General features: G+C 37.1%; 10 protein-coding genes and 1 other annotated feature. Of the genes, 9 read left to right on the top strand and 1 reads right to left on the bottom strand.

Annotation, left to right across the window (positions count from 1 at the left end; translation table 11 throughout):
• The first annotated feature begins 7 nt into the window (after nucleotides 1-7).
• The 9 genes from pyk (at nucleotide 8) to NMG63_RS05420 (ending at nucleotide 12,050) form a co-directional block, all read left to right on the top strand.
• Complete coding sequence (gene pyk, locus NMG63_RS05460) at nucleotides 8-1,435, top strand: pyruvate kinase (RefSeq protein ID WP_123171371.1); 1,428 nt, start codon at nucleotides 8-10, stop codon at nucleotides 1,433-1,435.
• Nucleotides 1,436-1,445: 10 nt separating this feature from the next.
• Nucleotides 1,446-2,360, top strand: coding sequence for an ROK family protein (locus tag NMG63_RS05455; RefSeq protein ID WP_254006605.1), 915 nt, complete (start codon nucleotides 1,446-1,448; stop codon nucleotides 2,358-2,360).
• Nucleotides 2,360-3,589, top strand: a complete 1,230-nt coding sequence (locus NMG63_RS05450) for an aminopeptidase (protein WP_123171373.1) — start codon at nucleotides 2,360-2,362, stop codon at nucleotides 3,587-3,589. Before NMG63_RS05455 ends, NMG63_RS05450 begins: the two co-directional genes overlap by 1 nt.
• Nucleotides 3,590-3,622: 33 nt before the next feature.
• Nucleotides 3,623-3,820 (top strand) — a binding site (T-box leader).
• A 40-nt stretch (nucleotides 3,821-3,860) separates the two neighbouring features.
• Nucleotides 3,861-5,612: a threonine--tRNA ligase gene (thrS, locus tag NMG63_RS05445; protein ID WP_254006604.1), complete on the top strand. Its 1,752-nt coding sequence runs from the start codon at nucleotides 3,861-3,863 to the stop codon at nucleotides 5,610-5,612.
• A gap of 219 nt (nucleotides 5,613-5,831) precedes the next feature.
• Nucleotides 5,832-6,932, top strand: coding sequence for a BMP family lipoprotein (locus NMG63_RS05440; protein WP_254007558.1), 1,101 nt, complete (start codon nucleotides 5,832-5,834; stop codon nucleotides 6,930-6,932).
• Between the two features lie 108 nt (nucleotides 6,933-7,040).
• A complete protein-coding gene (locus NMG63_RS05435; RefSeq protein WP_254006602.1) occupies nucleotides 7,041-8,132 on the top strand; it encodes a BMP family lipoprotein in 1,092 nt (363 codons plus the stop codon).
• A 336-nt stretch (nucleotides 8,133-8,468) separates the two neighbouring features.
• The gene (locus tag NMG63_RS05430) at nucleotides 8,469-10,004 is read left to right on the top strand and encodes an ABC transporter ATP-binding protein (protein WP_003773913.1); all 1,536 of its coding nucleotides are present in this window, start codon (nucleotides 8,469-8,471) and stop codon (nucleotides 10,002-10,004) included.
• Nucleotides 9,991-11,097: an ABC transporter permease gene (locus tag NMG63_RS05425; protein ID WP_254006601.1), complete on the top strand. Its 1,107-nt coding sequence runs from the start codon at nucleotides 9,991-9,993 to the stop codon at nucleotides 11,095-11,097. The genes NMG63_RS05430 and NMG63_RS05425 overlap by 14 nt, the downstream gene beginning before the upstream one ends.
• Complete coding sequence (locus tag NMG63_RS05420) at nucleotides 11,097-12,050, top strand: ABC transporter permease (RefSeq protein ID WP_254006600.1); 954 nt, start codon at nucleotides 11,097-11,099, stop codon at nucleotides 12,048-12,050. Before NMG63_RS05425 ends, NMG63_RS05420 begins: the two co-directional genes overlap by 1 nt.
• 109 nt (nucleotides 12,051-12,159) lie before the next feature.
• Here NMG63_RS05420 and NMG63_RS05415 read toward each other — a convergent pair whose 3' ends face one another.
• Nucleotides 12,160-13,608, bottom strand: a complete 1,449-nt coding sequence (locus tag NMG63_RS05415; RefSeq protein WP_254006599.1) for a nicotinate phosphoribosyltransferase — start codon at nucleotides 13,606-13,608, stop codon at nucleotides 12,160-12,162.
• Between the last annotated feature and the right edge of the window lie 2 nt (nucleotides 13,609-13,610).

Below are 13,610 nucleotides of genomic sequence, written 5' to 3'. Positions count from 1 at the left end.
AAACAATATGCATGAAATGAAAAAAACTAAGATTATTTGTACTATCGGACCCGCTTCCGAATCACCAGAGATGATTGAAAAACTCGCAAATGAGGGAATGAATATCGTTCGCTTTAACTTCTCTCACGATGTTCAAGAAAATCATTTACGTCGTATGAAAGTCGTTCGCGAAGTAAGTGATCGAATTGGTATTAACCTAGGGATTCTTTTAGATACTAAAGGTCCAGAAATTCGCTGTGGCGACATGGAAAATGGTGCACTTGAATTTGCAGAGGGCGATATTGTTCGTGTAGGTTTTGATGCAGATTATTTAGGAAATAACGAACGTTTTACTTTATTAGTACCAGAAGTTTATGAAGATGTTAAAGTTGATGATTACCTACTTATTGATGACGGTAAAATGAAACTTACAGTTATTGATAAAAAAGATGGTGATCTCGTTTGTCGTATCGATAATCCAGGTCTTATTAAAACACGTAAAGGTGTTAACGTACCTAATGTAGTGTTAAGTATGCCATTCCTTTCTGAAAAAGATCGTGCAGATATCACATTTGGTGCAGTTAATGGTATTGACTATATTGCCGCATCATTTGTTCGACGTGCACAAGACGTTTTAGATATTCGCGAAGTTATTGAAGCAGCTGGTAAACCAGATATCCAAATCATTGTTAAGATTGAAAACCAAGAAGGATTCGATAACATCGAAAGCATTCTTGAAGTAGCAGATGGAGTTATGGTTGCTCGTGGAGACTTAGGTGTTGAAGTAAGTACACACTTAGTTCCAATTTACCAAAAACAAATCATTAAAACAGCAAACAGAATGGGTAAACCTGTAGTTACAGCAACTCATATGCTTGAATCAATGCAACAAAACCCACGTCCTACACGCGCTGAAGCTAGTGATGTTGCCAATGCAATTTTAGACGGTACTGATGCAATTATGCTTTCAGGTGAATCTGCTGTTGGGGCATACCCAGTTGAAGCGGTTCGTACAATGGCAGAAATTGCGATTGCTATGGAAGAAATTATTCCTTACCGTGATCGTTTACGTCATTCAATTAAATCATCAAAACGAACAATTCAAGATTCAATCGGGATTTCAATTGCTGAAACAGCATTAAACCTTGATGATGTTGCTGCGGTAATTGCATTTACTCAAAGCGGCTCAACTGCTAAACGTATCTCAAAATACCGTCCTAACGTTCCTGTGATTGCTGTTACTTTCACTAAAGAAGTACAAAATCGCCTCGAAATCGTATGGGGTGTTAAACCAGTTGTTTCAGATATCCGAAATGAAATGACAAACGATGATGAAATTGCAAATACAATTGCTAAAAACTTCGGAATCGAACCAGGTAAAAAAGTTATTATTGCTGCTGGATACCCAACAGGTACCGGTAATACAAATACAATGAAAATTATTGAAATAAAATAAGGAGATTGTTATGAATAAATATATCGGAGTTGATTTAGGCGGTACGAATGTACGTGTGGCTGTTATTGATGAAGATGGAAAGATTCATGAGCAAGTTAAGAGCGAATCATACGCACTTGAGGGACCAGAAGTTGTTTTAGATAACATCATTTCGATGATAAAAAACTTAAAACAATTTGACGAATGTGTTGGAATTGGACTGGGTTTACCTGGTCCAGTTAACACAGAACTTGGGTGCGTAACCTTATCTACTAACATGAAAGGGTTTACGGAGTATCCGGTAATCGATTATCTTAAAAAACATATAGATTTACCAATCTATATGGATAATGATGCAAACGTTGCAGGTCTTGCTGAAGCACTAGTCGGTGCAGGTAAAGGCAACAACGTTGTGTATTATTTAACGCATTCTACGGGTATTGGGGGGGCACTTGTATTTAATGGACAAGTGCTTTCTGGTCACAAGGGGTATGCGGGTGAAGTCGGTAATATCGTGATAGATCGTGAACGTGTTCGACGTTCGGACATTAATACTTTAAATGCGGGTGCGGTTGAAAATGAAGCAAGTGGTTCGGCATTAGTTCGTAAAGCTCAAGAATTGATTGATCCAAAAATTCAGTCTGCAGAAGAAATTTTCACCCTTATGGAACAAGAAAATGAACAGGCGATTCAACTTATTGATGAAATGTCTTACGATTTCGCAATGATGCTCTCTTCAATTGCGCATGTATGTAATCCACATATTTTTGTAATTGGTGGTGGTGTTACGAAATCAAAAAACTTATATTGGGACCGTATGATCGGTTACTATCAGGAACTCGTTCATGAACAAATGAGAGATACTCAATTTGTTGAAGCGAAGTTGGATGAACCTGGTGTAATAGGTGCGGCGATGTTGTGTTACTCGAAAGAAGGTCACAGATAATGAATGATTTATTAAAAAAATATGCTAAACTTGCGGTTTGTTCAGGTGTTAATGTACAAAAAGGACAAACAGTTTTAGTTAATGTCAAAGCGGAGCACTATGAATTTGCTCGTTTGATTGTAGAGGAAGCTTATGCTGCAGGTGCAAAAAAAGTTGTTATCAAATTTGGTGATGATCATATAGCGAAAATGCATGTTCAAAATCAAGATATTGAAACACTTACCGATATTCCTCAATGGCTTATTGACGAATACGATAGTTATTTAGATGAAGATTTATGCCGTCTCTCTATCTACGCGCCATCACCAGGGCTAATGGCTGATGTAGACGGTGATAAACTGGCTGCACAAGCTAAAGCACAAGGACAAGCTTTAAAGCGCATGCGAGAGTATACGATGGCGAACCGAGGACAGTGGTCTTTAGTGTCACTTCCAACTAAAGAATGGGCACATGTTGTTTTCCCGGATCTTGAGGTTGAAGAAGCGTATGAAAAACTGTTAGAAGCTATTCTTTATGCCGTACGTATTAATGAAAATGATGATCCAGTTGCAGCTTGGGAAAAACATAATGCAAAACTATCACATCAAAATCAAATTTTAAACGATTACAATTTTAAATCATTACATTTCAAAAATGCTAAGGGTACCGATATTGTCGTTGGATTGGTTGATAATCATGTATGGGCTGGCGGAGAAGAAGTTTCAGAACGTGGCTATACATTTAATCCGAATATGCCAACTGAGGAATCATTCACCATGCCAGATCGCCTTAACGTAAATGGAATTGTCTATAGTACTAAACCATTAAACTATAATGGTAAGCTTATCGATGAATTCTGGCTGAAATTTGTTGACGGAAAAGTTGTTGAGTTTGATGCAAAACAAGAACGTGAGACACTAGAACAACTTTTAAATACGGATGAAGGTAGCCGTCACATTGGAGAAATTGCACTCATTTCGCATCAATCTCCAATTTCCGACTTGAATATTTTATTCTATAACACGCTTTTTGATGAAAATGCATCATGTCATATGGCCTTAGGCCGTGCTTACCCAATGAATCTTAAGGGTGGTACTGAAATGACTGATGAAGAATTACTTGCCCATAATGCAAATGATTCATTAAATCATGAAGATTTTATGTTTGGTAGCGAGGATATGAGTGTTGTAGGAACGACACACGATGATAAAGAAATTGTCGTATTTAGTGAAGGTAATTTTGTAATTTAGTTGATATTTTTTTACTATTGATGTATAAATAATATATAAACAGTGAAGAGGACAAAAATACGTTGTTTTGAACTAGAGAGTGAAGTGGTTGGTGAAAACTTCTCGTAGAATATGCGTATTTACCACCTCAGAGTTGGATTTTAGAAAAAATCCCGTATTCTGGCGTTAACAGTTTAAGTGCACAATTTAAATTGTGAATTAAAGGTGGTACCGCGTAAATTCGTCCTTTTGGATGGATTTACGTTTTTTATTTTTTATAGAGGAGGTTATTATGGTAAATATTAGAGAAGACGAACGTCTTAATATCTTGAATCACTCATCAGCACACTTACTTGCTCATGCTGTGAAGCGTCTATATCCTGAAGCAAAGTTCTGGGTTGGGCCTGTAATTGAAGACGGTTTTTATTATGACATGGATTTAGGGGATCAAGTTTTAACAGAAGAAGACCTACCTAAAATTGAGTCAATGATGCGTAAAATTGCAAAAGAAGATAAACGCATTACACGTGAAGAGTTAACAAAAGAAGAGGCTTTAGAAATTTTTAAAGATGATTCATATAAAATCGATATTATTAACAATCTTGAGGATGATGCAACAATAACAGCATACCGTCAAGCAGAATTTATTGATTTATGTCGAGGACCACATGTCGAAACGACAAAGAAAATGAAATATTTCAAGCTTCTTAAGGTTTCTGGAGCATATTGGAAGGGCGATTCCAATAACAAAATGCTTCAACGTGTTTATGGAATTACTTTTGAAACTGAAGAAGATCTTAACCAGTATCTTGAATGGTTAGAAGCAGCGAAAGCACGTGATCATAAGAAACTCGGAAAAGAACTTGAACTTTTTATGATGAGCGAATTTGGACCAGGGTTCCCATTCTGGTTACCAAATGGTATGACATTGCGCCATGCATTGGATGAGTATTACTACAATGCACATATCAAACGAGGATATGTATTTACACAAACGCCAACGATGTTAAATAAAGAGTTGTGGGAAGTCTCAGGTCACTGGGAAAACTATCGCGAAAATATGTATACATCAACAATCGATGATCGTGAATTCGCAATTAAACCCATGAATTGTCCAGGAGGAATGCTGGTCTATAAAAACGGTTTGCATTCATACCGTGATTTACCAATTCGACTTGCTGAGATGGGACATGTTCATCGTCATGAGGCAAGTGGTGCTTTGAACGGTTTATTCCGCGTTCGTTCTTTTACTCAAGATGATGCCCACTTATTTATGCGTGAGGATCAATTACAAGATGAAATTGTAGAAATTTTAGATTTCATTGATGAAATTTATTCAACATTTGGTCTTTCTTATTCAATCGAGTTATCAACTCGTCCTGAGGACAAATATATTGGTGACATAGAAGTTTGGGATCGTTCAGAACAAGCGCTTAAAGAGGCTTGTATGGCTGCTGGTGTCGACTTTAAGATTAATGAAGGCGATGGTGCTTTCTATGGTCCTAAACTAGACTTTAAAGTAAGAGACTCATTAAACCGAGTGTGGCAATGTGGTACAGTCCAATTGGATATGAATCTTCCTGAACGATTCGACCTCACGTATGTTGCGGAAGATGGTAAGAAAAAACGTCCAATCATGCTTCACCGTGCTATTTTCGGGTCAATTGAACGCTTTATTGGTATTCTTATTGAGCACTTTGCAGGTGGTTTTCCAGTTTGGATGGCTCCAAAACAAATTGAAATTATACCAGTTAATACGGAGTTCCATATGGATTACGCAAACGAAGTCTGCAATCTTCTTTTAGAAAAAGGGATTCGTGCACATGTTGATGGTCGTAATGAAAAATTAGGTTATCGTTTACGTGAAGCACAGAAGAATAAAATTCCACTTCAATTAATTATTGGAGATAAAGAAATTGAAGATCGTAGCGTCAACGTTCGTCGTTATGGTGAACGAGCACAAAATCCTTTTGATTTAGATGCATTCATGCAAATGGTTGAAAACGAAATTAATACACGTTATATTCATAAAATCGAAAAATAAAAAATTCATTAATATTTTGAACAATTAAATAGAATGAGCATTAATGCAGAGGTGTATTAATGCTCATTTTTTGTTCTTAGTTGATTCGTGATTTATAACGATTTAAAATTTATCCCTACATAAATGATACCGGTTACATTTATTTGTGACATTTCTATTGATTATCAATATAAAATTCGATACGATATAGACACAAGGAAACTTGTATGGAGGAAACAGATGAAAAAACTATTTTCTAGTGTTTTAGTTGTCTTGTTAGCTCTTACTCTTACCGCTTGTTCAGGTGGAGAAAAAGCTCAAGATGGAAAAGGCGCAGAAATCGCTTTGATTACTGACGTTGGTACAATTGATGACCGCTCATTTAACCAAGGTTCATACGAAGGCGTTAAACAGTATGGAGATGAAAATAAAGTTACATATACATACTACCGTCCCGTTGCGAAAGACGACGAGGCATACTTTAACGAAATCGAAAAAGCGATTACTGAAGGGGGCGCTAAGGTTGTTGTTATGCCAGGATTTTTATTCGCTAACGCAGCATTTAGAGCACAACAAGAATTTCCAGATGTAAACTTTATTTTTGTAGACGGTGCTCCATCGGAGACACCTCAGTCAGAGCCAGTTATTGGTCCTAATATGTATTCAGTTGTTTGGGAAGAACAACAAGCTGGATTCTTAGCAGGATATGCTGCAGTTAAAGATGGCTATACTAAATTAGGTTACATTGGTGGTATGAAAGTTCCAGCTGTTGAAAAGTTCGGTTTAGGTTATGTTTACGGAGCAAATCACGCAGCTGAAGAGTTAGGTATTACAGTCGATATGATGTATAAATATTCAGGTACATTTGAAGCGTCACAAGAAGTTCAAATGTTAGCATCCGGCTGGTATGCAGGTGGAACTGAAGTCATCTTCGTTTCTGCTGGTGGTGCTGGACCTTCAGTCTTTAAGGCTGCAGAAGATAAAGAAGCTAAAGTTATTGGGGTCGATGTGGACCAAGCAGGCGAAAGCGAAACAATTATTACATCAGCTTTAAAAGAACTTCAACTTGCTGTTTATGAAGGCTTGAAAGCACACTATGATGGAAAATTCCCAGGTGGAACACAACATGCTTACAATATCAATGATGATGGTGTCGGATTACCAAAGAACTTCGACCGTTTCAAAACTTTCAAACAAGAAGATTTGGATAAAGTTATCTTAGATATGAAAGCGGATAAAGATGGTGTTACTTCAGCAATCAAGAAACAACATGCTGATGATTTCTCAGATGTTATCAGTGATCCAATCTTGAAAAACATTAATATCACATTTATTAAATAGTTATTATAAAACGGCTTAAGTGCCGTTTTTTTTTCGCGTAAGTGGAAAAATAAGTGTTTGAATCTCGTACTTTCACTTGATAAAGTTAAAGTGCAAGGGGGGATGATTATGAAATCCAAAATTATTATTTTATTGATATGTTTATTTTTGCTTGGAGCATGCTCTTCAAAACCAACAGAAGATCAGACGACTTCTGAAATTGCTTTGATAACGGATATTGGTACGATCGATGACCACTCATTTAATCAAGAATCTTGGGAAGGTATTATTGATTTTTGTAAGGAACATAATGTTTCGTATAAATATTATCGACCAGAAAATAAAGATGATATTGCATTCTATAATGAAATTCAAAAAGCAATAGAAGAAGGAGGCGCTAAGGTCGTAGTTTTACCGGGATTTTATTTTGAAGCAACTGCGGCTAAAGTACAAAATGATTTTCCACACACTAAGTTTATTCTGATTGATGCTTTACCAAAACCTAATGAGTCAGGAACAATCGAAATTCGTGATAATCTCGTTCCAGTTTTATTTAGAGAAGAACAAGCTGCTTATTTAGCTGGATACGTCACTGCACTTGAGGGTTATACTAAAGTAGGATTCGTGGGAGGTGCTAAGATTCCTGCGGTAGAACGTTACGGAATGGGTTTTGTAAGAGGCTTGCAAGAAGGCGCTAAAAGTATAAATAAAATTATTGATCTCAAATATAAATACTCTGGGGCATTCGAGCCATCTACAGAAGTACAAATGTTAGGGTCTAGTTGGTATAACGAAGGAACGGAGGTTGTTTTCGGATCGGCGGGTGGTGCTGGTCAGTCGATCATAAAAGCTGCTGAAGATGCAGATAAACGTTATATCGGGGTAGATGTTGATCAATCGTACTTAAGCAGTAAAGTGGTTTATTCTGCAACCAAGGGTATTCGAAAAACGGTCACAAATCTTCTTGTAGATAACTTCGAAGGTAAATTTCCAGGTGGAAAACAACTCAGTGTTGACTTAAACAATGAGGCTGTTGGCTTGGCTTTTGATGAATCCAGATTGAAACAAATTGGTAAGACAGATATCGAGGCACTTCTTGAAAAAACAAAAAAAGAAATTCAAAACGATAAATTAGTAATACTAACAGAACATGATGAACAGGGAGATGTTTTTACGGATCAAAGTTTATTTCCAAATCTAAAAATTGATTATTATCGCTGAGCACTAAGCTCAGCGATATGTATGTTTTATAGTGTTGAAAGCGCTTGCTAAAATGTGTTGAAAATGCTAATATTTAGGTGAACATAAATCATATTCTATCGGGGGATGATTGAAGTTAGAACCCATCACAAAGGGTTAATTCACGAACAAACAGTTTTAATCTAACGCTTCAATTGAATAGAGCATGACGGTTTATAGTAAAAAAATAATACGGGGATGATGCTTATTAAAAATCGACAATTGGATATCAAGTATGCTTGATATTTTTATTATTTAAATTTTACTGTTTTATCGTTCTTTTTTTGTGTATGATATGTTTAAGGAGTGTAAGGGAATATGAAAAATATTGTTGAAATGAATCATATCACCAAGACGTTTCCTGGCATTAGAGCCAATGATGACGTCACAATTTCACTTCGTGAAGGGGAAATTCTAGCGCTGCTGGGTGAGAATGGTGCTGGAAAGTCAACGTTGATGTCTGTGTTATTTGGGATGTATCAACCAGACTCGGGAGAAATTGTCATTCGTGACAAAGTTACTCAAATCAATAACCCTCATGAGGCGACCTACCATAAGATTGGTATGGTACACCAGCATTTTAAACTGGTTGATAATTTTACGGTTACTGAGAATATTATTTTAGGAGTGGAAACGGTTGAACGGGGAATGGTCCGTCTCGGAGATGCTCGTAAAGACATTATCGAATTAAGTAATCGATACAATCTAAATGTAGATCCGGATGCGAAAATTTCGGATATATCAGTAGGAATGCAACAACGTGTCGAAATTCTAAAATTACTTTATCGTGAAAGTGATGTTATGATTTTTGATGAACCGACGGCTGTTTTAACGCCACAAGAGATTCAAGAGTTAATGGCAATCATGAAGCAACTTCGATCTGAAGGAAAATCGATTATTTTTATTACCCATAAATTGAACGAAATCAAAGAAGTGGCTGATCGTGTGTCGGTTTTACGCAAGGGTAAATTTATTGGAACCGTCAATGTGAAAGATGTGACCGTCGATGAAATGTCCGAAATGATGGTGGGTCGAAAAATTGATTTAAATATCGATATGAAACCGCAAGAACGCGGTGAAGTCGTTTTAGAAGTTACCAATATTAATGTTGCTTCTTCGCATGGAAATCATGATGCCGTTAAAGCTGCATCGTTTGCATTGCATGAAGGTGAAATTGTAAGTATTGCGGGTATTGAAGGTAATGGACAACATGAATTGGTTTATGCAATTGCAGGGATGTTACCAATAACACAGGGTGAGATTGTGCTTAAAGGTGAAAGCATTGAAGATAAATCAATTCGATACAGAAATACTCATGGAATATCGCATATTCCCGAAGATCGTCATAAAGATGGCTTAGTTCTTGACTATAAATTGGATTTCAACCTTGTATTAAAACAATATTTTACAGACCGCTTCCAGAAAAATGGAATGCTTCGTTTCGACAAAATCGAAACGTATGCACGTAAGATGATTGAAAAGTTTGATATTCGAAGTTCAAAAGGACCGAGTTCTGTTGTACGCAGTATGTCTGGTGGAAATCAACAAAAAGCTATATTGGCTCGTGAAATCGATATGGGATCAGAAGTTCTAATGGCTGTTCAACCAACACGAGGTCTTGATGTAGGTGCAATTGAATATATACATAACCAACTTGTAGCTCAACGCGATGCTGGGAAATCTGTTCTCCTCGTATCGTACGAATTATCTGAAATAATGAACATCAGTGATCGAATTCTTGTGATGTACAATGGAGAGTTTGTAGGTGAATTTAAGCCAGAAGATATTACGCAACAAGAACTTGGCTTATATATGGCTGGAGCAAAGCGGGGTACTCTAAATGGCAAAAACTAGTTCGATTGGTACAAAAATTAAAAAATTCTTTGCAAATGAAGGAAATCATGCTGTTATTGCATCCTTCCTTGCGATAATCATTGGATTATTTGTTGGGTTTCTCGTAATCTTACTTACGACCCCACAATATGCATTAAGTGCATTTTGGATTATTCTTAAAGGTGGTTTCCACCATAACCTACGTGGTATGGGAAATGTTCTCTTTAGAGCAGCACCCATTATTCTAACGGGGTTATCTGTTGGATTCGCATTTAAAACGGGTCTCTTTAATATTGGGGCTTCTGGACAGTTTACAGTTGGTGCATTTACGGCTGTCTATATTGGTGTAAACTGGACTTGGATGCCTGCCGGTACTGGTTGGATTGTAGGTCTAATTGGTGGGGCTCTCGCTGGGGCACTGTGGGGTGCGATTGTAGGGATCTTGAAGGCTTATCGAAATGTGAACGAAGTTATTGCTTCGATTATGTTGAACTATATTGGTATGTATGCCGTAAACTATCTGATTACCAATACTGCATTCGATTCTGTTCATTCACGTACTTTACCACCTGTGAATGCATATTTACCGGTATTGGGTTTAAACAAGATTTTTCCCAGATCATCGGTAAATATTGGAATTGTAATTGCAATTGTGATGGCAATTTTGATTTATATCGTTTTAGAAAAAACAAAGTTTGGATTTGAACTGAAAGCAGTTGGATATAATCGTCATGCGAGCCGCTATGCGGGTATCAATGAAAAAAAATCAATCATTCTATCGATGACGATAGCAGGTGCTCTTGCGGGCCTTGGTGGTGCAGTGATGTACCTTGCAAATGTTGGAAAATACATGGATGTGCTTAATGTTCTTCTTACAGAAGGATTTGACGGTATCTCAGTAGCTTTACTTGCGCAAAGTAATCCTATAGGTATTATTCTTTCAGGTCTCTTTATAGCGCATATTACGTATGGTGGTAATAATCTTCAATTATTTGGTCTTGAGCCTGAAATTATCTCTGTTATCACCGCTACAATTATCTATGTGAGCGCACTTACAATACTTCTTAAAGGATTTATTGCGAAAGTGACGAAAAATTCCGGAGGTGATAACTGATGAACACACTTGCATTTATTGTTCAACAGATGTTGTATGTTGCAATCCCATTACTTGTAGTTTCACTTGGTGGCTTATTCTCAGAGCGTGGTGGTATTGTAAATATTGCTTTAGAAGGGATTATGGTATTTGGTACCTTCTTTGGAGTTATCACTCTGTTTTTCCTTCAGAACCATATGTCTGGTCAATTACTTTACATTGTTGCCATGTTAGCGGCCATTCTTGCCGGCGTTGTTATGGGAGCTGTACATGCGTTTGCCGCAATAAACATGAATGCGGATCAAACTATTAGTGGTACAGCCATTAATATGTTTGCACCTGCATTTACAGTTTATATCGCACGACTCTTATATTCGGTTAAAGAAATTCCGTTCAGAAATGAGTTTCTCATTCGAAAGGTACCATTTTTGTCAGAAATACCCATTATTGGTAAGTTGTTTTTTACCAATGCGTATATCTCAACCTATATTGGAATTGCAATCCTCTTTATCGCAACCTTTGTTATTTATAAAACACGATTTGGTTTGCGATTACGATCAGCAGGAGAGAATCCACATGCTCTTGATGCAGCAGGTGGAAATGTAAAACGTATCCGTTGGGCTGGAGTTCTTATATCTGGAGCACTTGCAGGGCTTGGTGGACTTATCATTACAGTTCCAATCAGCACATCATTTACAGGTACTGCAAATGGTTACGGGTTCCTTGCGTTAGCGATTCTTATTTTCGGTCAATGGAGACCTAAGACAATTTTCTTTTCATCTCTATTTTTCGCTCTTGCATTAACGCTATCCAATGTTTATTCAGGAATACCATTCCTAAATGGACTTGGAATTCCGGATCAAGTTTTCAAAATGTTACCATATATTGCGACTTTAGTAGTCCTTGTATTCACATCTAAGAAATCGGCAGCTCCTAAGGCTGCAGGACAACCTTATGATGCAGGTAAACGTTAAATAAATAATTTACGCAAAAAAAGGTATGAATCTCACATGGATGAGGTCATACCTTTTTTTATTTGAATTTAACGTTAAAGTCAGTTGTCGTGTTTTATCGAAAAATTAATTATTTATTCTCGCTTATATTGTGAAGTAACTCTAATTTCAAGTCATAAAGTTTTTGAGATAAATCAACATAATAACGATGCGGATAGTGGAGTCGTTTTACCTCATCCCAAATTGTTTCCAATTCTTTTTGAGAATAGAGTGCAATTTCCTCAAGATTTGGTAACTCATAAACACATTTACCATTTTGGTAAATGGGCACTTGTAATTCTCTTACTTGATAATCAGTGAGTGTTTTCTTCTTCCAAGGTGCAGAAGGATCAAAAATGGTAATTGTATCCGTTGGGATTACTTCATCTGCGAGGGCGATATAATCTGCGAGCGCCTTGTTTGTATGATTATCATAGAAACGATAAAGTCGTTTGTAACTTGGGTTTGTTATCTTTTCGATGTTCTCACTTACTTTGATTTTTGGTGTAAGCGTTCCATCTGCGCGTTCCTGAGCCACAAGCTTATAGACACCGCCTAAGACAGGTTCCGATTTTGAAGTTATGAGATTCTCACCAACACCAAATGAGTCGATTTGAGCCCCTTGGTAGATTAAGTCATCAATGAGATATTCATCAAGTGAGTTGGATGCCATAATCTTACAATCTTGAAGGCCTGCCTCATCAAGCATCTTACGAGCCTCTTTAGATAGGTATGCTAAGTCTCCAGAATCAAGACGAATTGCTTTGAGACGGAAACCGTTTGGAATTAGATATTCATGGGCTACTTTAATTGCGTTTGGTATTCCAGACCCCAATGTATCATAGGTATCAACGAGGAAAATTGCGTTATCGGGATTGATTTCCGCGAAGGACATAAACGCTTCAAATTCTGAATCGTGAAGTTGAATATAGGAATGTGCCATGGTTCCTGAAACATGAGCCCCGTATTGATAACCAGCAAGGGTATGGGATGTTCCGACGCAACCTGCAATAATTGCAGCACGGGCACCATCAACGGAAGAATCGTAGCCGTGAGCACGACGAGCACCGAATTCGAGTACTGCGCGTCCACGAGCCGCGTTAACAATACGGCTTGCTTTAGTTGTAACTAAGGTTGAGTAGTTGATAGATAATAGTAAAAGTGTTTCGATTAGCTGTGCTTCGATGACAGTACCACGAACTGTGACCAAAGGTTCATTTTGGAAAACAACTGTACCGTCTTCAACGGCCCAAATGTCTAAATTTAATTCTAAATTCAATAAATAATCAAGAAATTTTGGATCTGTAAATCCTTGTTCATAGAGATAATCGATATGTGACTGTGTAAACTTAAAATTATTAATGGTTTCAATAAGTTTGCTCAAGCCATTAAAAATAAGATAACCACCTTGGTTTGGTATTTTTCGGGTAAACATATCAAAATAAACAATTTCTTCATGTCGGTTTTGTTTGAAATATGTGTAAGCCATAGTAAATTCATATAAGTCAGTCAAAAAGACTGCATCGTTAGGTTTTATCATTA

This window comes from Erysipelothrix amsterdamensis, from assembly GCF_940143175.1.
In the GTDB taxonomy this organism is placed as follows: Bacteria; Bacillota_I; Bacilli_A; order Erysipelotrichales; family Erysipelotrichaceae; genus Erysipelothrix; species Erysipelothrix amsterdamensis.
Note: the sequence above shows the minus strand (reverse complement) of the source record. Positions and strands in the feature narration are given on the sequence as shown.